The sequence below is a fragment of the Pseudomonas ovata genome (genome assembly GCF_003131185.1).
Classification (GTDB): domain Bacteria; phylum Pseudomonadota; class Gammaproteobacteria; order Pseudomonadales; family Pseudomonadaceae; genus Aquipseudomonas; species Aquipseudomonas ovata.
On sequence record NZ_QFFU01000004.1, the window covers coordinates 105,972 to 126,039 of the forward strand.

The following is a 20,068-nucleotide window of genomic DNA, read 5'->3' on the forward strand; positions in this document are numbered from 1 at the left end:
AGAGGACTGGATGAAAACCCGCGACCGAATACTCGAATGTGCCCTGCAACTGTTCAATCGACACGGCGAGCCCAATGTCTCGACCCTGGAAATCGCCAATGAACTGGGCATCAGCCCGGGCAACCTGTACTACCACTTCCACGGCAAGGAGCCGCTGGTACTGAACCTGTTCGAGCGCTTTCAGGCCGAGCTTGCGCCCCTGCTGGACCCGCCGGCCCATGCGCGGCTGGATGCCGAGGACTACTGGCTGTTCCTGCACCTGATCGTCGAGCGACTGGCCTGTTACCGCTTTCTGTTCCAGGACCTGTCGAACCTGGCCGGGCGCCTGCCCAAGCTGGCGCGTGGCATTCGCAACCTGCTCAATGTGCTCAAGCGCACCCTGGCGTCATTGCTGGCGCACCTAAAATCCCGGGAGCAACTGGTCAGCGACACCCAGGCCCTGGGGCATCTGGTCGAACAGGTGACATTGACGTTGCTGTTTTCGCTGGATTACCAGCGCATCCTCGGCCGCGAAGGCGAGGTACGGGTGGTGGTCTACCAGATCATGATGCTGGTCGCCCCGCACCTGATCGCGCCCTCGCGCCAGAGCGTGGAGCAACTGGCCCTGCATTACCTGGAGCGCTGAACAGGACAGGGCCGTTCAAAGCCTGCCCGATCTGCCGGAGCCGATCGGGCCTTGCGGTCCGGTCAGGACTGGCTGGCGGAAGCGCCGGTGTCGGCCTCGGTTGCCGGGCTGGCAGGAGCCGCGCTTGCCGGCTCTTTTTCTGCCACAGGCTTGGCCGCCGGCTTGGCAACACGCTTGCGGGGTGCCGGCTTTTTGGCCGGCTTGGTGTCGGCCGACGCCGCCGCTGACCGTGCGCTGCTGGCAGTCGCCGAGGCAGCCTTGCTGGCCGCATCGACCGGCTTGGCCGCTGCCTTCTTCACTGCCGGCTTGGCCGCATCTGCCTTGCTGGCCACCTTGTCGGCGGTCTTGGCGACCGTTTTGGCAGCCGACTTGATCAATGGCCTGGCGGTACTGCCGGAGGCCGGCCGGGAGGCGGCGCGGGTGGTGGTCACCGGCTGGACCTGCTCGCCGGTCAACTGCTCGATCTGCCGGGTCAACCGGTCAACCTTGTCGTGCAACGACTCGACTTCACTGCGGCTGGGCACGCCCAGGCGCGAAATGGCGCTGTTGAGGCGTTTGTCGAAGGCGCCTTCGAGTTCGCTCCACTTGCCAAGCGCCAGGTCCTTCACATCGCCCACCCGGGACTTGCCGGCCCTGACACCGTCCTTGACCTCTTCAAGCTTCTGCTCGGCCTGGGCCTGCGTCTGCTTCTCGGCCTGCTCGCCATCCTTTACCAGGGTTTCGAACAGCTTGCTGCCGTCATTGCTGATCTTGGAGTAAGCCCCCAGACCCGCCAGCCAGATCTGGCGCGAGTACTTCTCGATCTCACCAATCCAGGAGCTGCCTTGCTTTTCGGTTTTTTTCTTGCCTGCCATCCCGCTCTCCTTATTGATCCGACTCGACGCGCTCAAGCTTCTTGGGCTCAGGACGGTCAAGCTTGCGATTGCCGACACGCTCCAGCAAGGCGGTCAGTTCATCGAGCTTAGCAGAGAGCGCCTCGACGTCATGGCGCGACGGAATGCCGATGCGATGCAGGCCCTTGGCGATGCGCCGGTCGAACAGGCCTTCGATCTTGTCCAGTTGGGCTTCGAAGCGATTCTTGACTTCGGTGGCCTCGCCCTTGATCGAGTCGATCTCGCTGTTGGCGGCTTCAACCTTCTGGTCGATGGTCTTTTTCGCTTCCTTCTCGGCCCGCTCACCGGCGCGGATCAGTTCCTTGACGTACTCGCTGCCTTCTTCATTGACCCGGGTATAGACGCCCAGGCCCGCCAGCCAGATCTTGCGGGCGTAATGCTTGACGTCGGCAAGCTTGCCGTCCTGTTCGAGGTCGACTTCGATTTTTCTTCTTACACTGACTTTGGCCATGGTTCACCTCACGCTTGAAGGTTGAAGGGAACGCCCCCTTCAGGGACAGTCAGGCCAAAGTAAGCAGAAAAATTAGAATCGACACCCTAACAACACACCTGCCGGGTAGGAGCGCGCTTGCCCGCGACCGAGTGCGTAGCGCTCGCAAAATTGATGAAACGCCACAAACTCATAGTGAACGCATTCAGAAATCTGCGAAACGCCACAAATTTACGACTGCGACCTAGTCCGGGATCTATGAAACGCCACAAATTTACGACTGCTAACGCAGCCGGTCGCGGGCAAGCGCGCTCCTACAGCGGTGAATTTAAAACCTGGCAGAGCCAGTCATTTATTTTGTATTTGATGAGAGCGTCCTGCAGGTCAGGCCGCCAGCTCGCGGTCCAGCACCCGTTCGATCTCGCTCTTGATCGTGCCGCTCATCGCCGAGAGAAAGAAGCTGAGTTCGATGCTGATACGGATCAGCGCCGCTTCGACGTCGACCCGGCCCTTGGCGCCCTTGCCGTGCAGCGACACGCTGTCGCCGTCCCACTCGTGCGCCAGGCCGTACTTGGTCGACAGCTTTTGCACCAGGTGCTCGGCCTTGGCGCGAGCCTGCTCGTGGCCCAGTTCGTGCGGGCGCTCAACGATGATTTTCGACATGCCAATGGTCCTCGTTAAAAGGTGAATCGTGGCCGAACTATAACAGCGGGCCGTACCGGCCATGCGCGTTGTCAAGACAAAGTCAGCCCTGATGATTAGAATGGCAGCATTCTATTCCGGTGACAGCGATATGACCGATCAGCGCAAAGGCAGCGATGCCGAACCCACCACCCACTTCGGCTACAAGAATGTGCCGCAAAGCCAGAAGGCGGAAAAGGTTGCTGAGGTGTTTCACTCGGTAGCCGCCAAATACGACCTGATGAACGACCTGCTGTCCGGTGGCATGCACCGGCTCTGGAAGCGCTTCACCATCGAGCTGTCGGGCGTGCGCCCCGGCAACCGGGTGCTGGACATCGCCGGCGGCACAGGCGACCTGGCGCGCAAGTTCTCGCAACTGGTCGGCCCGACCGGGCATGTGGTCCTGGCCGACATCAACGCCTCGATGCTCAAGGTCGGCCGCGACCGCCTGCTCGATAAAGGCGTGTCGGGCAACATCGAATTCGTCCAGGCCGACGCCGAGAAGCTGCCGTTCCCGGACAACCACTTCGACTGCGTGACCATCGCTTTCGGCCTGCGCAACGTGACCAACAAGGAAGACGCCCTGCGCTCGATGCTGCGCGTGCTCAAGCCTGGTGGTCGCCTGCTGGTGCTGGAGTTCTCCAAGCCGACCAACGCGCTGATGTCCAAGGCCTATGACGCCTACTCGTTCGCCTTCATGCCATTGATGGGCAAGCTGGTGACCAACGATTCGGAAAGCTACCGCTACCTGGCCGAGTCGATCCGCATGCACCCCAATCAGGAAACCCTGAAGTCGATGATGGTGCAGGCCGGTTTCGACCGCGTGACCTATCACAACATGACCAGCGGTATCGTGGCCCTGCACCGGGGCATCAAGCCCTGATGCTGCTGCGAGGCTTGCTGGCCAGTGTCGAGCATGGCATCAACCGGGTGCTGCGCCTGGACGCCACGGCCCTGCCGCGCCTGGGTGCGCTGGCCGGGACCGTAATCGCCATCGACTGCCGGGACCCGGCCCTGAAGCTGTTCATCCTTCCCGGTGATGAAGGCCTGTTCCTGGCCGCCGACTGGGCCGCCGATGCCGACTGTACGCTGCGCGCCCCGGCCGCCACCCTGGTGCGCCTGGCCCTGAGCCAGGACAAGAGTGCCGTGCTGCACGGCCCGGACGTCGAGCTGGACGGCGACAGTGGCGTGCTGCTGGCGCTGAGCGGCATCCTGCAAGACCTCGAGCTGGACTGGGAATACGAACTGTCGCGCTGGCTGGGCCCTGTGGCCAGCCAGTTGCTGGGCAGCCACCTGCGCAGCCGCGCACGCTGGACCCGGGGCGCGCTGGCCAGCCTGGGCCAGAACCTGGCCGACTACCTGAGTGAAGAGTCCCGCACCTTGGTCGGCACACACGAAGCCGAGGCGCAGTTCAGCGAGCTGGACCGGATCAAGCTCGATCTGGAACGCCTCGAAGCCCGGGTTGCCCGCCTCTCTTCCTCCCTGACCCCAAGCCATAGCGATCTCGAATGAAGTTGCTTGCCGTCCGCCGCCTGTTTCGCATCCAGCGTGTCGTAATCCGTTACCGCCTCGATGACCTGCTGTTCGCCCTGCCGCTGCCCTGGTGGCTGCTGGCGGTACGCTTCGTGCTGCCGTGGCGCTGGCTGCCGCGCAAGCCCTCGGAACTGGACCGCGGCACGCGCCTGCGCCTGGCGTTGCAGGACCTGGGACCGATCTTCATCAAGTTCGGCCAGTTGCTCTCGACCCGCCGCGACCTGCTGCCCGAAGACATCGCCGACGCGCTGATGCTGCTGCAGGACCGGGTACCGCCGTTCGACCCGAAACTGTCGGTGCAATTGATCGAATCACAACTGGGCGCACGCATCAGCGAGGTGTTCAGCCGCTTCGACGTCGAGCCACTGGCTTCGGCCTCGGTGGCCCAGGTGCATGCCGCACGCCTCAAGACCGGCGAAGAAGTGGTGGTCAAGGTGGTGCGGCCCGGCCTGCGGCCGATCATCACCCAGGACATGGCCTGGCTGTTCATTCTGGCGCGCATCGCCGAGCGGCTGTCGGCCGACGCGCGCCTGCTGCACCCGGTGCAAGTGGTCAGCGACTACGAAAAGACCATCTACGACGAGCTGGACCTGCTGCGCGAGGCGGCCAACTCCAGCCAGTTGCGGCGCAACTTCGAAGGGTCCGACCTTTTGTACGTGCCGCAGGTCTACTGGGACTGGTGCCGGCCCAAGGTGCTGGTGATGGAGCGCATCTACGGCGTCCAGGTCACCGATCTTGCGACCCTGGCCGACCAGCGCACCGACATGAAGCTGCTGGCCGAGCGCGGTGTGGAGATCTTCTTCACCCAGGTGTTTCGCGACAGCTTTTTCCACGCCGACATGCACCCGGGCAATATCTTCGTCAGCACGGTCAACCCCTGGACCCCGCAATACATCGCCATCGACTGCGGCATCGTCGGCAGCCTGACCCCCGAAGACCAGGATTATCTGGCCCGTAACCTGTTTGCCTTCTTCAAGCGCGATTATCGCCGGGTGGCGCAGTTGCATATTGATTCAGGCTGGGTGCCGGCAGAAACCAAGCTCAACGAGTTCGAGGCGGCGATCCGCACGGTGTGCGAGCCGATCTTCGAGAAGCCGCTCAAGGACATTTCCTTCGGCCAGGTGCTGATGCGTCTGTTCCAGACCGCACGGCGCTTCAATATGGAAGTGCAGCCGCAACTGGTGCTGTTGCAGAAGACCCTGCTCAACATCGAGGGCCTGGGTCGCCAGTTGTACCCCGACCTGGACCTGTGGAGCACGGCGCAGCCGTTTCTGGAGCGCTGGATGCGTGAGCGGGTCAGCCCGAAAACGTTGCTGGGCAACCTGCAATCGCAGGTCGAACAGTTACCGCATATTGCCGGTATGACCCGTGACCTGCTGGAGCGCATGTCGCGACCGCACGCCAACGACCCGCCAAAGCCCTGGCACGACCGCAACGACAACTGGGCCTTGCGCCTGCTGGGCGCGGCCTTGCTGACCGGCGGCGCGATCCAGACCTGGGCGCTGAGCTCGGCCGGCACGGCACTGCCGGGGCTGACCAGCGTACCGGCCGGCATCATGCTGGTGGCAGGGCTGTATCTGATCGTTCGTCGATAGCCAGCAGCCCGAGGCGCTGGCACACTGTTCAACCCGCCGGGCGACAACCCTGGCAGCCGGAGTAGATATGAAAGACTGGCTGGACGAGATTCACTGGAACAGCGACGGTCTGGTGCCTGCAATCGCTCAGGACCACAAGACCGGCCGCGTATTGATGATGGCCTGGATGAACCGCGAGGCACTGGCCCTGACGGCAGCCGAAAACCGCGCCATCTACTGGTCGCGCTCGCGCGGCAAGCTGTGGCGCAAGGGTGAAGAGTCCGGCCATGTGCAAAAGCTCCATGAACTGCGCCTGGACTGCGACGCCGACGTCGTCATCCTGATGGTCGAGCAACTGGGCGGCATCGCCTGCCACACCGGCCGGCAAAGCTGCTTCTACCGGGTCTTCGAGAACGGCGACTGGAAAACCGTCGACCCGGTGCTCAAGGACCCCGACGCCATCTACTCCTCAGGACACTGAACATGACCGATACCCTGACCCGGCTGGCCGAAGTGCTCGAATCGCGCAAGGGCGCGGCAGCCGACAGCTCCTATGTGGCCAGCCTGTATCACAAGGGCCTGAACAAGATCCTGGAAAAGGTCGGCGAAGAGTCGGTCGAAACCATCATTGCCGCCAAGGACGCCGCTGTCAGTGGCGACTGCAGCGATGTCATCTATGAAACCGCCGACCTGTGGTTCCACAGCCTGGTGATGCTCGCAGCCCTGGGCCAGCACCCACAGGCGGTACTCGACGAACTGGACCGCCGCTTCGGCCTGTCCGGTCATGCGGAAAAAGCTGCCCGGACCCCAGGCCAGGCCTGAGTCCGCGCCCGAACTTCAAGAGGATTGCTCCATGGGTATTTTTGACTGGAAACACTGGCTCGTTATCCTGATCGTCGTGGTGCTGGTATTCGGCACCAAGAAGCTCAAGGGCCTGGGCAGTGATGTCGGCGAATCGATCAAGGGCTTTCGCAAGGCCATGCACGACGATGAAAAGCCGGCCGAGCCCAACCCGACCGCCCAGCCGCAGCCACAACCGCAGCCGGCCCAGAGCACGGCGCATAACCCGCAACCCCAGCCGCCGCACACCATCGATGCCCAGGCGCAAAGGGTCCAGGATCCGGTGCGCAAGGACCAGGTCTGATCCATGTTTGGTATCAGCTTTTCCGAACTGCTGCTGATCGGCCTGGTGGCCCTGCTGGTACTGGGTCCCGAGCGCCTGCCGGGAGCCGCGCGTACCGCCGGGCTGTGGATAGGCCGTCTGCGGCGCAGCTTCAATGCCATCAAGCAGGAAGTGGAACGTGAAATCGGTGCCGACGAGATTCGCCGGCAACTGCACAACGAGCACATCCTGTCGCTGGAAGAAGAAGCCCGCAAGCTGTTCTCGCCGCCCAACGAAGACGTGCTCAATCGCGACGCCCCGGCAGTCGAACCGGATCCGCAACCCATTGCGCTGCAACCTGAGTCTTCGGTGCCGCCGGCCACCGTCACGCCGGCAACGCCGCGTCTGACCCTGGAAAAAACACCCAAGCCTGCGACCGTGGCCACGCCTGTCGGTCAGCCGGCTGCCCTCACTGACCCGTCATTGCCATCGCGAGCCCCATGAGCGCTGATATCCCGGAAAACGACCAGCCCATGCCGCTGGTCTCGCACCTGACCGAGCTGCGTACACGCCTGCTGCGTTGCGTGGCTGCGGTGTTTGTGGTCTTTGCCTGCCTGTTCTACTTTGCGCAGAAGATCTACACCCTGGTGTCTGCCCCGCTGCGCGCCTACCTGCCCGAAGGCGCGACGATGATTGCCACCGATGTGGCCTCGCCGTTCCTGACGCCCTTCAAGCTGACCATGATGGTGGCATTGTTCGCCTCGATGCCCATCATCCTGCATCAGGTCTGGGGCTTCATCGCACCGGGCCTGTACCGGCATGAAAAGCGCATCGCCGTGCCCTTGCTGGTGTCGAGCATCATCCTGTTCTATGCCGGCATGGCGTTCGCCTACTTCCTGGTGTTCCCGCTGATTTTCCACTTCTTTGCCAGCGTGACGCCTGAAGGCGTGTCGATGATGACCGACATCGCCAGCTACCTGGACTTCGTCATGACGCTGTTCTTTGCCTTCGGCGTGGCCTTCGAGATTCCGGTGGCCGTGGTGTTGCTGGTGTGGATCGGTGTGGTCGACGTCAAGTACCTGAAGAAGATCCGCCCCTACGTGATCATCGGCTGCTTTGTGGTCGGCATGATCCTCACGCCGCCGGACATCTTCTCGCAGACCCTGCTGGCAGTGCCGATGTGGTTGCTGTTCGAGCTGGGCATCCTGTGCAGCAGCATGATCAGCAAGCGCGGCGAGCATCCTGAAGACCAGAAGCGCGACCAGCCGCCAGCGCCGCTGTCGTGAACCTGCTGTTGCTCGAAGAGGCCGACTTCATCGCGGCCGACCGTGTGGTGTTGCGTGACCGGCGCCTGACCCACATGCAGGAGGTACAGCGGGTCGCGGTCGGTGACCGCCTGCGGGTCGGCCGTATCGGCGGCCTGCTGGGGGAAGCCGAAGTGCTGCGCCTGGAGCCAGGCGAAGCCGAGCTGCGCGTGTCCTTGCACAGCCCGCCGCCAGCCAAACTGCCGCTGACCCTGATCCTGGCCGTGCCACGCCCGAAAATGCTGCGCCGGGTGTTCCAGACCGTGGCCACCATGGGCGTGCCACGGCTGATTCTGGTCAACAGCTATCGGGTCGAGAAAAGCTTCTGGCAGACGCCTTTCCTCAACCCCGAGGCCATCCGCGAGAACCTGATCCTGGGCCTGGAGCAGGCCCGCGACAGCGTGTTACCCGAGGTGCTGATCGAAAAGCGCTTCAAGCCATTTGTCGAGGACCGCCTGCCGGCCCTGGCCCAGGACACCCTCGGGCTGGTCGGCCATCCGGGCGACTTTCCGCCCTGCCCGCGGGCGGTCGAACAGCCGGTGACCCTGGCCATTGGCCCGGAAGGTGGCTGGATCCCGTACGAGGTCGACCTGCTGGCCGGCGCCGGGTTGCAGCCGGTGCAGCTCGGGGCGCGCATCCTGCGCGTCGAGACTGCGGTCACGGCACTGTTGGCGCGCTTGTTCTGAGCATTTGCTCCGTCATCTAAATCGCTTCAGCTTGCAGGGTTCTTGCCGATACAGGGGTTCGTACTGTATCTGCCCGGCAAGGAGTCACCATGTCCATTACCCAACGTCTCGCCAACGCGAGTGTCAGCCGCAAACTGGCGCTCGGTTTCGGCCTCGTGGTGCTGATGACCCTGGCCATCAGCGCCACCGGTTGGCGCAGCATCCAGTCGCTGATCGAGCGGGGCGATCGGGTCAGCGCCATCAACCAGGTCAATGAGCAGACCCTGGAACTGCGCATCCAGCGTCAGCGCTATGAAGCGCTGTCCAGCACCGAGGCGGCCAGGAACGTCGTGGCAGCCCTCGACCAGCTCGACATCGACCTGCGCATGGCTCGTAGCCTGACTCGCTCATCGGCCAACCAGCAACGGCTGGACACCCAGATCAAGACGGCTGTCGATTATCGCCAGGCGTTCATGGAAATGAGCCAGGCCATCGAAGCCCGTGAAGGCACCCGCAGCCTGATGGGCGACAGCGCCGACAAAGCCGTGGCCGAAATCAACAAGCTCGAAGCCGAACTGCTCAAGAGCAACGATATTCTGGCCTTCAACAATATCGTTGGCGTCAGCAAATTGCTGCAACAAGCACGCTTTCAGGTGCGCGGCTACACCTACAGCGGCCGTGCCGAATTCGAGAAGAACGCCAACGCGGCCATCGACGAGGCCATGACCGGCATCAACGCCCTGGCTGGCGATATTCCGGCCGACTTCCTGCCGACGCTACAGGCGGCACAGGCGGGCTTGCAAGGCTATCGCAAGGCGGTGGGCAAGTACCGTGATGCCCAGGCCGCCAGCCTGGCCTCGCTGGAAAAGATGGCGCCGCTTGGCGAGCAAATGCTCAAGATAAACGGCGACCTGATTGCCGACCAGAATGCCAGCCGCGACAAGGAGAGCGAGCAGGCAGTCCTGACCATTGGTCTGGGCACGGCCCTGGCGCTGCTGTTCAGCGTGCTCGCCGGCTGGATCATCACCCGGCAGATCACCCTGCCCCTGCAAGATACGCTCAAGGCCGTCGAGCGCGTGGCCGCCGGCGACCTCAGCCACAACCTCAACGTCAATCGCCGGGACGAACTGGGTGTGCTGCAAGGCACCCTGCAGCGCATGACCGTCAGCCTGCGCGAGCTGGTGGGCGGCATTCGCGATGGCGTGACGCAGATTGCCAGCGCGGCCGAAGAACTCTCGGCCGTCACCGAGCAGACCAGTGCCGGGGTCAACAGCCAGCGGGTCGAGACCGATCAGGTGGCCACCGCCATGCATGAAATGACCGCTACCGTGCAGGAAGTGGCACGCAACGCCGAAGAAGCCTCGGAAGCGGCACTGGCCGCCGACCAGCAGGCTCGTGAGGGTGACCGGGTGGTCAACGAGGCCATCGGCCAGATCGAACGCCTAGCCAAGGCCATGGGTAATTCCACTGCCGCCATGGACGAACTCAAGCGCGAAAGCGACAAGATCGGTAGCGTGCTGGATGTGATCAAGTCGGTGGCCGAACAGACCAACCTGCTGGCGCTGAACGCCGCCATTGAAGCGGCGCGCGCCGGTGAAGCCGGACGCGGCTTTGCCGTGGTGGCCGATGAGGTGCGCAGCCTGGCGCAGCGTACCCAGAAGTCCACCGAAGAGATCGAAGCGCTGATTGCCGGCCTGCAAAGCGGCACCCAGCAGGTGTCGAGCATCATGGACGACAGCCTGGCGCTGACCGACAGCAGCGTCGAGCTGACCCGCCGCGCCGGGGGCTCGCTGGAAAGCATCACCCGCACGGTCTCGGCCATCCAGGCGATGAACCAGCAGATTGCCGCCGCCGCCGAGCAGCAAAGCGCCACGGCCGACGAGATCAACCGCAGCGTGCTCAATGTGCGTGACGTGTCGCAACAGACCGCCGCCGCCAGCGAAGAAACCGCCGCCTCCAGCGTCGAGCTGGCGCGCCTGGGCAACCACCTGCAAACCCTGGTGGGGCGCTTCGTGATCTGACGCCCCGCGCTCTGTCCTGTAGGAGCGCGCTTGCCCGCGACCGGCTGCGCAGCAGTCGTAAAATTGTGGCGTTTAATCAATTTCTGCGAGCGCTCCGCACTCGGTCGCCGGCAAGCGGGCTCCTACCGGTCGATGCCTGCCCGAATAGCCTGTCCTGTAGGAGCGCGCTCTGCCCGCGACCGAGTGCGTTAGCGCTCGTAAAATCTCGAAGACGCCACAATTTTACGACTGCTAACGCAGCCGGTCGCGGGCAAGCGCGCTCCTACAAACCAGATGCCGTGCCATATCACCGAGCCTTGGACCTGAGCTTGATACAAAAGGCCAGGCTCGGCTTCTGTGACCGGCCTCACCTTCTGTAATCGCTCGGAATTTTCCTACGACCAACTCAGGTCGCGTGTTACCTCCTCCTGCCGATGCGCTCATGACGCCATCCCCAAGCAGGAGAAATCCCATGTTCCGCAGGATCAATCAATCGCTGGAAAACCTCAGCGTCAGGCTCAAGCTGGCACTGGGCTTCGGCCTGGTGCTGTGCCTGACCCTGACCATCACCTTCACCGGCTGGCACGGCTTGAACACCATGATCGAGCGCGCCGAAGCCATCTCATCCATCGCGCACCTCAGCAGCCTGACCAAGGACCTGCGCGCCGAACGCATTCTGTTTCGCCAGGAAAACACCCCGCAAAACGCCACGCGGGTCGAAGACCGCCTCAACGAGCTGGAAACCCAGCTCAGCCTGCTGCACAAGGCCATCGAGGACACGCGCAGCCTGGACCTGTTGAATGCCCAGAGCCGCATTGTGGCGGCCATGGAAAAGACCTTTGCCGAACTGAGCGAACAGCGCAAGGCACGCGACAGCGCCGCAGACACCCTCAAGCAACAGGCGACCCAGGTGGTCAAGGCCATCGTCGATGTCGAAACCGAGGTGCTCAAGGCTGTGAGTCAGGAGCAGGACAACGGCGAGCGGCTGGAGGAGTTCACCAATCTGTCGCAGCTCAAGCAGCATATCCAGCAGGCCAGCGCGCAAGTGCAGGCCTACACCCTCACCGGCAGGCAGACCGATGAAAGCGCCGCCATCGTCGCCCTCGACGAGGCCCTGGAAGAAATCCGCCAGATCGCCCGGGACCAGGCCGGTGACAACCTGCAGGCGCTCAAGCCGGCCGAACAGGCCTTGCAAGCCTACAAGCGGGCACTGGGCCTGTTCCATGACGTACAGGTCAAGGTCGAGCAGGGCCAACAGACCATGGAGACGCTGGGCGACTCGATGCTCGACTCGGTGGCCGGGCTGATCGGCGTCCAAGGGGTGCTGCGCGACAGTGAGGCTGGGAATGCCCGCACGGCCCTGACCGGGGTTGCCTCGCTGGCCCTGCTGGCGGCCCTGCTGGCGGCCTGGTTCATGACCCGGCAGATTCTCGTGCCCTTGCGCCAGGCCCTGGCCGCCGCCGCACGCATTGCCCAGGGCGACCTGAGCCGTGACCTGCCGAGCCTGCGTCGCGACGAGATGGGCCAGCTGCAAGGCAGCATCCAGACCATGACCCTGAACCTGCGTGGCCTGATCAACGGCATTGGTGATGGCGTCACGCAGATTGCCAGCGCCGCCGAGCAACTGTCGGCGGTCACCGAGCAGACCAGCGCGGGAGTCAATAACCAGAAAGAAGAAACCGATCAGGTTGCCACGGCCATCAACCAGATGGCCGCCACCGTGCTGCAGGTGGCCAGCAATGCCCAGGAGGCCTCCCAGGCCGCCGCGCAAGCGGACCAGCAGGCGCGCGATGGCGATCAGGTGGTGGGCCAGGCGATTGGCCAGATCGAACAACTGGCCGATGAAATGCGCCACTCGACCCAGGCCATGGGCCGCCTCAAGCAGGAAAGCGGCAAGATCGTCGGGGTGCTGGACGTGATCAAGTCCGTCTCGCAACAGACCAACCTGCTGGCGCTCAATGCCGCCATCGAGGCGGCGCGGGCCGGAGAAGCCGGACGCGGCTTTGCGGTGGTGGCCGATGAGGTTCGCAGCCTGGCACAACGCACCCAACAGTCGACCGAGGAAATCGAAGAGCTGATTGCGGCCCTGCAAAACGGCACCCAGCAGGTGGCCACGACCCTGGACAACAGTCGCAGCCTGACCGACCAGAGCGTGGAACTGAGCCGCCGTGCCGGCAGCGCCCTGGAGCAGATCACCCGCACGGTGGCCAGCATTCAGGGCATGAACCTGCAGATCGCCACGGCCAGCGAACAGCAGAGTGCGGTGGCCGAGCAGATCAACCGCAACGTGGTGAATGTGCGCAACATCTCCGAACAGACCGCCACCGCCAGCGAGGAAACCGCCGCCTCCAGCATCGAACTGGCGCGCCTGGGCACGCACCTGAAGGAACTGGTGGGGCGATTCAAGGTGTAGGCGAACCCGCTACCTTAGGCGCTGAAAACACCCGATCTGGAGCGACCAACGATCGCGAAAAGACCCCATGACTCACTGAAGCCTTGGCGCTGTGTCTGCCACAAACAAAAACGCCCCTGAATCAGGGGCGTTTTTGCAAGGTTGCATCAGGCCGGCAATGGCACCGGCAATGCACCGGCCGGCTGCAACGGCAGCAGCGGTGCATGCGGATCAGCCTCGATGGAGGCGCGCCAGGCGGCCAGCCACTCCGGATGCTGCACACTCCAGACCTGCTCATGCAGGCGCGCCAGCGCCACCGGGTCACTGAGCAGCATCAGGCGTTCATGGTTGCTGAGCTTTTCAGGACCGACCTTGAGCGCCTGCTCGATGCGCTCGGCACGCAACGACTCGATCGGGGCGGCCAGGCGATGGCGCGAGGTCGCCATGGCACAGGCCAGGGCGTTCTGCTGCGGGTCGACCACGGCCCGCACGAAGCCCTGCTTGAGCGCATGCCAGCGGTTCTCGTGGGTGTACTGGTCGGTGGACTGCAACTCCTTGGGCGTGTCGTATTCCTCAGGGATCAGGAACAGCTTCTCGTCACGGGCCTTCAGACCAAGATTGGTGCGGCTGGAGATCACCGACACCGGGATCGACAGCATCAGCGACACCACAATCGGCGCCAGCCACCACAAAAAGCTCGGGTTCAGCCAGGCCACCAACAGGGTCCAGGCCACGCCCAACAAGGTCTGCGGGCCATGGCGTTTGACTGCCTCGGACCACGGCGTGGAGTCGTCGTCACGCTGCGGCGAGTTCCAGGTCGCGGCCCAACCCAGGAACGCGGCGAGCACGAAACGGGTGTGGAACAGCATGCGCACTGGTGCCAGCAGCATCGAGAACAGCATTTCGCTGATCATCGACACGGTGACCTTGAACTTGCCACCGAAGCCGGTCGCGCCCTTGGCCCAGATCAGGATCACACTGAGCAGCTTGGGCAGGAACAACAGCACGATGGTGGTCGAGAACAGCGCGACGGCTTTTTCCGGGTGCCACTGCGGCCACAACGGGTACAACTGCCGTGGTTCCAGGAAGTAGGTTGGCTCCATCAGGGTGTTGACCGCCAGCAGCGCGGTGGACAGCACCAGAAAGAAGAACCACAACGGCGCCGACAGGTAGGACATCACGCCGGTCAGGAACACCGCACGGTGCACCGGGTGCATACCCTTGACCAGGAACAGGCGGAAGTTCATCAGGTTACCGTGGCACCAGCGGCGGTCGCGCTTGAGCTCGTCCAGCAGGTTGGGCGGTAACTCTTCATAACTGCCCGGCAGGTCGTAGGCAATCCACACGCCCCAGCCGGCCCGACGCATCAGCGCCGCTTCGACGAAGTCGTGCGAGAGGATGGAGCCGGCGAACGCGCCTTTACCGGGCAGCGGCGCCAGGGCGCAGTGCTCGATGAACGGCTTCATGCGAATGATCGCGTTGTGCCCCCAATAGTGCGATTCGCCCAGCTGCCAGAAGTGCAGGCCGGCGGTGAACAGCGGCCCGTAGACACGAGTGGCGAACTGTTGCAGGCGCGCATACAGGGTGTCCATGCCCGACGCCCGTGGCGCGGTCTGGATGATGCCGGCGTCTGGCGTGGCTTCCATCAGGCGCACCAGGCTGGTCAGGCACTCACCGCTCATGACGCTGTCGGCATCGAGCACGACCATGTAGCGGTAGTCACTGCCCCAGCGACGGCAGAAGTCGTCGAGGTTGCCGCTCTTGCGTTTGACGCGACGACGGCGACGGCGGTAGAAAATCTTGCCGAAGCCGCTGGTTTCACGGCACACGTCCAGCCAGGCCTGTTGCTCGGCCACGGCGATGTCGGTTTCGTTGGTGTCGCTGAGCACAAAGAAGTCGAAACGGTCCAGGTCACCGGTGGCGGCCACGGACTCGAAGGTGGCGCGCAGGCCGGCGAACACCCGCGGCACGTCTTCGTTGCAGATCGGCATCACCAGCGCGGTGCGTGCACCGGCTTCGATGGGCTCGTTGCCGGCACTGGCGCCTGAGATGCGGTATTTGTCGCGTCCGGTGATCAGCTCCAGAAAGCCCATCAGGGCGGTCCAGAAACCGGCCGACACCCAGCAGAACAGAATGCCGAACAGCAGCAGGATGCTGGTCTGCAAGGCATACGGCAGCACCTGCATGGCAGTCTGCACAAAGGTCTGGCGGGTGATTTCGTCCAGCGACACCAGCGACCAGCCCTGATAGGGCAGGATGCCCTTCATGTACCAGCCAGCCACGATCGTCTGGCCGAGCATCAGCACCAGCAGAATGTAGCGGCGAATCGAACCGACCGTGCGCCAGCGCGCCTTGGGCAGGTCGCGCGGCAGATCATCGACCGGCTTGGGCGGGTTGCCCTTGCCGGTCAGGCGTCGCCAGCCACGCACCAGGATATTGGTGCGCCATGGCTCGGGCACCACGCGGGTGCGGCGAATGGGCGGTGCGATTTTCAGGCACAGCCGGCCGCTGGCGTCGACGCCGAGCATTTCGGCATCGCGCAGTTCATCGGCCGTGGCCAGGTTCAGGCGCGTGCCCACCGATGCCTGGGCGGCCTCGGCAGGTGCGGCGCCCGGCTGGGCCGCCAGGCGCTGGTGCAATTCGGAGAACGAGGTGCAGCCGGCCAGTTCGGCCCGCTGCTCGTCGCTCATGGGCAGGTGTGCCAGGTACTCGTTCAGAGACTCTGGCGCCGTATGTGAATTACTCATCGCTAGGCAACTGGTAGCTCCAGGTCTCGGTCAGGACTTGCAGGGTCTTGGCCGGCTCCGGAAGGGTGGGTGCAGCTTCGGTTGCAGGTGGCTGAACAGCGTCCTTGCCCGCCTCGGCATTGGCCACATCGGCCTTGCCGGCTTCAGGTTTGGCGGCATCGGCTTCGGTCTTGACCTTGGCAGCGTCGGCCGGAGCCTGTGCCACTTGCGCCTTGCCTGCATCAGGCTTGGCTGCTTCCGGCTTGGTCGCATCAGGCTTGCCCGCTTCGGCGGCCTTGACCGCTTCGGCCTTGGCCACGGCGCGGGTGTCTTTCACGACGCCTGGCGTCGTTGACTTGCTCGGGGCCGCCTTCTCATCCGAAACCAGCAACGCAGGTTCCTTGCCGGGTTCAGCCGGGATTTCCCGCAGCAGATAGGCACGCATCTCGATCGGACGGCTGGTGTCCTTGACCTTGATGCGCAGGCTCAGGCGATAGCCCTTGGTCACCGGGTTGTAGCGCAGGTTGTTGTCGACCAGCTCGGTGTTTTCGTCGGTGGTCACCTGGCTGCGAATGGTCTTGTCTTCCGGCAGGGCCGAGAGCACGGGACCTACGAAGTCGATCAGGAAGGCCAGGGTGCCGTCAGGCTGGCGAATCAGGTTGGCCTGACGCACATCACCCAGCGAGCGCAGGGTCTGCTTGACCCAGCCCAGGTCCGGCGAGTGAATGGCGTTTTCGTCCATGGTCCAGTGGATGCGGTAGTTGAAATCCACCGGCTCCCCAGGGGCCGGCAGGGTTTCAGGCTTCCAGAAGGCCACGATGTTGTCGTTGGTTTCGTCGGCAGTCGGAATCTCGACCAGCTCGACCACACCCTTGCCCCAGTCGCCACGCGGCTCGATCCAGGCGCTTGGGCGCTTGTCGTAGCGGTCGTCGAGGTCTTCGAACTGGCTGAACTCGCGGCCACGCTGCAACAGGCCGAAACCGCGCGGGTTCTCGACCGAGAAGCTGCTGACCGACAGGTGACGCGGGTTGTTCAGCGGACGCCACAGCCACTCGCCGTTGGCGGCCTGGATCGACAGGCCGCTGGAGTCATGCAGCTCGCGACGGAAGTTCTGCGTGCGCGGCGGCTGGTGGGTGCCGAACAGGAACATGCTGGTCAAAGGCGCCACGCCCAGCTTGGTGACCTTGTCACGCAGGTACATGCGCGACTTCACGTCCACGCGGGTGTCGGAACCCGGGCGCAGGATGAACTGGTAGGCACCGGTGGCCCGTGGCGAGTCGAGCAAGGCGTAAATGACCAGGTGGCCATCTTCGCCGTTGGGTTTTTCGATCCAGAATTCCTTGAAGCGCGGGAATTCCTCACCGGACGGCACGGCGGTGTCGATGGCCATGCCACGGGCAGACAAGCCATAAACCTGACCCTTGCCGATGACGCGGAAATAACTCGCGCCCAGCATGGTCATGATCTCGTCCTGCTTGTCATCCTTGTTGATCGGATAGGTGACCTTGAAACCGGCATAACCGAGCTTTTCAGTGGCCTTGGGGTCGAACTTCAGTTCGCCGAAGTCGAAACGGGCCGGGTCGTACTTGATCTCGTCGACGGTGGTCGCGGTCACTTCGTTGATTTTCACCGGCGTGTCGAAATGCATGCCCTGGTGATAGAACGACAGTTTGAACGGGGTCTTTTCGCCCGCCCACTCGGCCTTGTCGTCGCGGAAACGGATTTTCTGGTAGTCCGCGAACTTCATGTCGCGGAACTCACCCGGCAGGTTGCTTCTGGGGGCTTCGAACTTCTGCCCGGCCAGGTCTTTTGCCCTTGCAGCCACATCATCAAGATTGAATGCCCACAACTGGCCCGAGCCGAACAGGCAGACCAATGCAGTGCTTGCCATCAGCGCATTACGCAGCCGGGCGACAGGTGTCTTTGGAGCATCACAGGGACTAACAATCACGAGCAACCCTCGCCGAAAAACGATTAAAGAACCAACGGCCAGCTATCCAGTGCCGGTTGGCGAGCACTGTTCGGACTCCAAAAGGGCTTAATGATTCCCTGTCGGCTGCCGAACTGTCTTCGCACTTCCATCCGGCGGGCCATCGGTAATGGCCAATTAGCGCGCGATTATCCTGTAGCGCGCGTGACAACGCATCAGCTGTGACAAAGTTTTTATTACTTCGATACCTGATGCCTACAGACCTGCGCAAACGTACGGTTTTCAGGTCTCGAACAGGAAGGTGACCGGCCCGTCGTTGACCAGATGCACTTGCATGTCCGCACCAAAACGGCCCGCAGCAACCTGCGGGTGAGCGTCCTGGGCCTGCCTGAGAAGATAGTCGAACATTTCGGCCCCAAGGGCCGGAGGCGCCGCTTTTGAAAAACCGGGGCGCAGGCCGCTGCGGGTGTCGGCCGCCAGGGTGAACTGCGAAACCAGCAACAAACCGCCCTCTACATCACGCAACGACAGGTTCATCTTGCCATCGGCATCGCTGAATACCCGGTAGTTGAGCAACTTGTGCAATAACTTGTCGGCACTGGCGGGCGTGTCTTGAGGCTCGACCCCGACCAACACCAATAACCCCTGGTCGATGGCCCCGACCACGTCGCCCCCGACCTCGACCCGTGCCCCGCGCACGCGTTGCAACAACCCTTTCATGAATGCTCCTTGAATGACCCCTGGTTCTGCACACTTACCACTGTACCTGCCCCGTAGGAGCGCGCTTGCCCGCGACCGAGTGCGAAGCGCTCGCAAAATCTCGGAAACGCTGCAAATTTACGACTGGAAATCTGCGAAACGCTGAAAATTTACGGCTGGAAATCTGCGAAACGCTGCAAATTTACGACTGCTAACGCACTCGGTCGCGGGCAAGCGCGCTCCTACCCGGCCCAGGTCTGCGGTGTCAGGACGGCAAGCCTCAGGCTTCTTCAGGCGAGAGGTCCAGCAGGTTGTCGGCAATCTGGGCGGCGGCGCGTACCAGGGCATCGGCGATGCCGGTCTCGGCGGCCGAGTGCCCGGCATCGCGGATAATCTGCAGCTCGCTGCCCGGCCAGGCCTGGTGCAGTTCCCAGGCGTTGTCCAGCGGGCAGATCACATCATAGCGGCCATGCACGATGATGCCCGGCAGGTGCGCGATCTTGTGCATGTCGCGGATCAGCTGGTTGTCTTCCAGGAAGGCATTGTTGACGAAGTAATGGGTCTCGATGCAGGCAATCGACAGCGCCCGTTGCGGCTCGCAGAAACGGTCGACCACCTGCGGGTTCGGGCGCAGGGTCGCGGTGCGCCCTTCCCAGCCCGACCAGGCCTTGGCGGCGTGCATCTGGGCGATCTGGTCGGGGCCGGTCAGGCGCCGGTGATAGGCGGCCAGCAGGTTGTCGCGCTCCTCGACCGGGATCGGGGCGAGGAAGTCCTGCCAGAAATCAGGGAACAGGCGGCTGGCGCCGCACTGGTAGAACCACTGGATTTCCTGCGGCCGGCACAGAAAGATGCCACGCAGAATCAGGGCATGCACACGGTCCGGGTGGGTCTGCGCGTAGGCCAGGGCCAGGGTCGACCCCCACGACCCCCCGAACAGCACCCACTTGTCGATGCCCAGGTGCTCGCGAATGCGCTCCAGGTCCTCGACCAGGTGCCAGGTGGTGTTGTTTTCCAGGCTGGCGTGCGGCGTGGAGCGACCACAGCCGCGCTGGTCAAACGTTACGATGCGGTACAGGTTGGGGTCGAAGTAGCAGCGGCTCTGCGCATCGCAGCCCGAGCCCGGACCGCCATGAATGAACACCACGGGCAGGCCGTCAGGCGAGCCGCTTTCATCGACATAGAGCACATGCGGAGCTTCCACGGCCAGATCGTGCCGGGCATAAGGTTTGATCTGCGGGTACAAAGTCTGCATAAGTGCTCCATGGTCCGTTTCGTGGGCGTGTTCGGTAAAGCGGTTGCCATCATAAACCCGAAATGGTTAATGAGCATGCTGATCGGTATGGAACGATAGATGCAAGCAATCTGCCAGGCGCTGACGGCGAACCTGCAAGGTCCGCCCGGGTCAGAGCGTGGGGCGTGTCATGGCTCATTGCGATTTTTTTCAGGAAATAACCGGCGACACGCCTACAGTCTAAGTACTCCTTTCCATTTGCCTGACTACTTGAGGTCGTACC

General features: G+C 63.2%; 19 protein-coding genes and 2 pseudogenes. 14 read left to right on the forward strand and 7 right to left on the reverse strand.

Annotation, left to right across the window (positions count from 1 at the left end; all coding sequences use genetic code 11):
• Positions 1-10: 10 nt before the first annotated feature.
• The gene (locus DGA31_RS07465) at positions 11-625 is read left to right on the forward strand and encodes a TetR/AcrR family transcriptional regulator (protein WP_109512107.1); all 615 of its coding nucleotides are present in this window, start codon (positions 11-13) and stop codon (positions 623-625) included.
• 62 nt (positions 626-687) lie between these two features.
• Here DGA31_RS07465 and DGA31_RS07470 read toward each other — a convergent pair whose 3' ends face one another.
• The 3 genes from DGA31_RS07470 to DGA31_RS07480 form a co-directional block, all read right to left on the reverse strand.
• Complete coding sequence (locus tag DGA31_RS07470) at positions 688-1,479, reverse strand: phasin family protein (RefSeq protein WP_109512108.1); 792 nt, start codon at positions 1,477-1,479, stop codon at positions 688-690.
• Positions 1,480-1,489: 10 nt separating this feature from the next.
• A complete protein-coding gene (locus DGA31_RS07475) occupies positions 1,490-1,969 on the reverse strand; it encodes a phasin family protein (RefSeq protein WP_109512109.1) in 480 nt (159 codons plus the stop codon).
• 363 nt (positions 1,970-2,332) lie between these two features.
• Entirely contained in the window at positions 2,333-2,611 is a 279-nt protein-coding gene (locus tag DGA31_RS07480; RefSeq protein WP_056841309.1) for a polyhydroxyalkanoic acid system family protein, read from the reverse strand.
• A gap of 130 nt (positions 2,612-2,741) precedes the next feature.
• Between DGA31_RS07480 and ubiE the strand changes: the two genes are divergently transcribed.
• From ubiE to DGA31_RS30645, 13 genes and pseudogenes are all read left to right on the forward strand, one after another.
• Positions 2,742-3,512: a bifunctional demethylmenaquinone methyltransferase/2-methoxy-6-polyprenyl-1,4-benzoquinol methylase UbiE gene (ubiE, locus tag DGA31_RS07485; RefSeq protein WP_056841518.1), complete on the forward strand. Its 771-nt coding sequence runs from the start codon at positions 2,742-2,744 to the stop codon at positions 3,510-3,512.
• The gene (locus DGA31_RS07490) at positions 3,512-4,141 is read left to right on the forward strand and encodes a ubiquinone biosynthesis accessory factor UbiJ (protein ID WP_109512110.1); all 630 of its coding nucleotides are present in this window, start codon (positions 3,512-3,514) and stop codon (positions 4,139-4,141) included. The genes ubiE and DGA31_RS07490 overlap by 1 nt, the downstream gene beginning before the upstream one ends.
• A complete protein-coding gene (gene ubiB, locus DGA31_RS07495) occupies positions 4,138-5,757 on the forward strand; it encodes a ubiquinone biosynthesis regulatory protein kinase UbiB (protein ID WP_109512111.1) in 1,620 nt (539 codons plus the stop codon). The genes DGA31_RS07490 and ubiB overlap by 4 nt, the downstream gene beginning before the upstream one ends.
• A gap of 67 nt (positions 5,758-5,824) precedes the next feature.
• Positions 5,825-6,217 (forward strand): phosphoribosyl-AMP cyclohydrolase, encoded by a 393-nt coding sequence (gene hisI / locus DGA31_RS07500; RefSeq protein WP_056841306.1) that lies wholly within the window; start codon positions 5,825-5,827, stop codon positions 6,215-6,217.
• Positions 6,218-6,219: 2 nt separating this feature from the next.
• Positions 6,220-6,558, forward strand: coding sequence for a phosphoribosyl-ATP diphosphatase (locus DGA31_RS07505; RefSeq protein ID WP_056841305.1), 339 nt, complete (start codon positions 6,220-6,222; stop codon positions 6,556-6,558).
• 31 nt (positions 6,559-6,589) lie between these two features.
• Positions 6,590-6,880, forward strand: coding sequence for a twin-arginine translocase TatA/TatE family subunit (locus DGA31_RS07510; protein ID WP_056841304.1), 291 nt, complete (start codon positions 6,590-6,592; stop codon positions 6,878-6,880).
• Positions 6,881-6,883: 3 nt separating this feature from the next.
• Positions 6,884-7,342 carry a Sec-independent protein translocase protein TatB gene (gene tatB / locus DGA31_RS07515; protein ID WP_056841303.1) on the forward strand — a complete coding sequence of 153 codons (459 nt, stop codon included), beginning with the start codon at positions 6,884-6,886 and terminating at the stop codon, positions 7,340-7,342.
• Complete coding sequence (tatC, locus tag DGA31_RS07520; RefSeq protein WP_056841302.1) at positions 7,339-8,124, forward strand: twin-arginine translocase subunit TatC; 786 nt, start codon at positions 7,339-7,341, stop codon at positions 8,122-8,124. The genes tatB and tatC overlap by 4 nt, the downstream gene beginning before the upstream one ends.
• A complete protein-coding gene (locus DGA31_RS07525) occupies positions 8,121-8,828 on the forward strand; it encodes a 16S rRNA (uracil(1498)-N(3))-methyltransferase (RefSeq protein ID WP_109512112.1) in 708 nt (235 codons plus the stop codon). The genes tatC and DGA31_RS07525 overlap by 4 nt, the downstream gene beginning before the upstream one ends.
• A gap of 164 nt (positions 8,829-8,992) precedes the next feature.
• Positions 8,993-9,973 (forward strand): annotated as a pseudogene (locus tag DGA31_RS31030) (methyl-accepting chemotaxis protein); the annotation flags it as partial.
• Between the two features lie 141 nt (positions 9,974-10,114).
• Entirely contained in the window at positions 10,115-10,828 is a 714-nt protein-coding gene (locus DGA31_RS31035) for a methyl-accepting chemotaxis protein (protein WP_479681229.1), read from the forward strand.
• A gap of 577 nt (positions 10,829-11,405) precedes the next feature.
• Positions 11,406-12,362: pseudogene (locus DGA31_RS30640) on the forward strand (methyl-accepting chemotaxis protein); the annotation flags it as partial.
• A complete protein-coding gene (locus DGA31_RS30645; RefSeq protein ID WP_421957954.1) occupies positions 12,357-13,220 on the forward strand; it encodes a methyl-accepting chemotaxis protein in 864 nt (287 codons plus the stop codon). The pseudogene DGA31_RS30640 and the gene DGA31_RS30645, both read left to right, overlap by 6 nt.
• Before the next feature lie 146 nt (positions 13,221-13,366).
• Here DGA31_RS30645 and mdoH read toward each other — a convergent pair whose 3' ends face one another.
• The 4 genes from mdoH to pip all read right to left on the reverse strand — a co-directional run bounded on the left by mdoH (position 13,367) and on the right by pip (position 19,806).
• On the reverse strand, positions 13,367-15,946 hold the full coding sequence (gene mdoH, locus DGA31_RS07540) for a glucans biosynthesis glucosyltransferase MdoH (RefSeq protein ID WP_109512114.1): 2,580 nt from the start codon (positions 15,944-15,946) through the stop codon (positions 13,367-13,369).
• On the reverse strand, positions 15,939-17,876 hold the full coding sequence (locus DGA31_RS07545) for a glucan biosynthesis protein G (RefSeq protein ID WP_109512231.1): 1,938 nt from the start codon (positions 17,874-17,876) through the stop codon (positions 15,939-15,941). Before DGA31_RS07545 ends, mdoH begins: the two co-directional genes overlap by 8 nt.
• Positions 17,877-18,137: 261 nt before the next feature.
• Positions 18,138-18,575 carry a D-aminoacyl-tRNA deacylase gene (gene dtd, locus DGA31_RS07550; RefSeq protein ID WP_109512115.1) on the reverse strand — a complete coding sequence of 146 codons (438 nt, stop codon included), beginning with the start codon at positions 18,573-18,575 and terminating at the stop codon, positions 18,138-18,140.
• Between the two features lie 259 nt (positions 18,576-18,834).
• Positions 18,835-19,806: a prolyl aminopeptidase gene (pip, locus tag DGA31_RS07555; RefSeq protein ID WP_056841296.1), complete on the reverse strand. Its 972-nt coding sequence runs from the start codon at positions 19,804-19,806 to the stop codon at positions 18,835-18,837.
• Positions 19,807-20,068: the final 262 nt, after the last annotated feature.

Bases quoted from the DNA above. Each gene is read 5' to 3' on its own strand.
- ubiE (WP_056841518.1), top strand. From the start codon at position 2,742: ATGACCGATCAGCGCAAAGGCAGCGATGCCGAACCCACCACCCACTTC.
- dtd (WP_109512115.1), bottom strand. From the start codon at position 18,575: ATGAAAGGGTTGTTGCAACGCGTGCGCGGGGCACGGGTCGAGGTCGGG.
- DGA31_RS07480 (WP_056841309.1), bottom strand. From the start codon at position 2,611: ATGTCGAAAATCATCGTTGAGCGCCCGCACGAACTGGGCCACGAGCAG.
- DGA31_RS30645 (WP_421957954.1), top strand. From the start codon at position 12,357: ATGACCCTGAACCTGCGTGGCCTGATCAACGGCATTGGTGATGGCGTC.
- pip (WP_056841296.1), bottom strand. From the start codon at position 19,806: ATGCAGACTTTGTACCCGCAGATCAAACCTTATGCCCGGCACGATCTG.
- DGA31_RS07490 (WP_109512110.1), top strand. From the start codon at position 3,512: ATGCTGCTGCGAGGCTTGCTGGCCAGTGTCGAGCATGGCATCAACCGG.
- DGA31_RS07505 (WP_056841305.1), top strand. From the start codon at position 6,220: ATGACCGATACCCTGACCCGGCTGGCCGAAGTGCTCGAATCGCGCAAG.
- tatC (WP_056841302.1), top strand. From the start codon at position 7,339: ATGAGCGCTGATATCCCGGAAAACGACCAGCCCATGCCGCTGGTCTCG.
- DGA31_RS07510 (WP_056841304.1), top strand. From the start codon at position 6,590: ATGGGTATTTTTGACTGGAAACACTGGCTCGTTATCCTGATCGTCGTG.
- ubiB (WP_109512111.1), top strand. From the start codon at position 4,138: ATGAAGTTGCTTGCCGTCCGCCGCCTGTTTCGCATCCAGCGTGTCGTA.
- tatB (WP_056841303.1), top strand. From the start codon at position 6,884: ATGTTTGGTATCAGCTTTTCCGAACTGCTGCTGATCGGCCTGGTGGCC.
- DGA31_RS07470 (WP_109512108.1), bottom strand. From the start codon at position 1,479: ATGGCAGGCAAGAAAAAAACCGAAAAGCAAGGCAGCTCCTGGATTGGT.
- DGA31_RS31035 (WP_479681229.1), top strand. From the start codon at position 10,115: ATGCATGAAATGACCGCTACCGTGCAGGAAGTGGCACGCAACGCCGAA.
- DGA31_RS07465 (WP_109512107.1), top strand. From the start codon at position 11: ATGAAAACCCGCGACCGAATACTCGAATGTGCCCTGCAACTGTTCAAT.
- mdoH (WP_109512114.1), bottom strand. From the start codon at position 15,946: ATGAGTAATTCACATACGGCGCCAGAGTCTCTGAACGAGTACCTGGCA.
- hisI (WP_056841306.1), top strand. From the start codon at position 5,825: ATGAAAGACTGGCTGGACGAGATTCACTGGAACAGCGACGGTCTGGTG.
- DGA31_RS07475 (WP_109512109.1), bottom strand. From the start codon at position 1,969: ATGGCCAAAGTCAGTGTAAGAAGAAAAATCGAAGTCGACCTCGAACAG.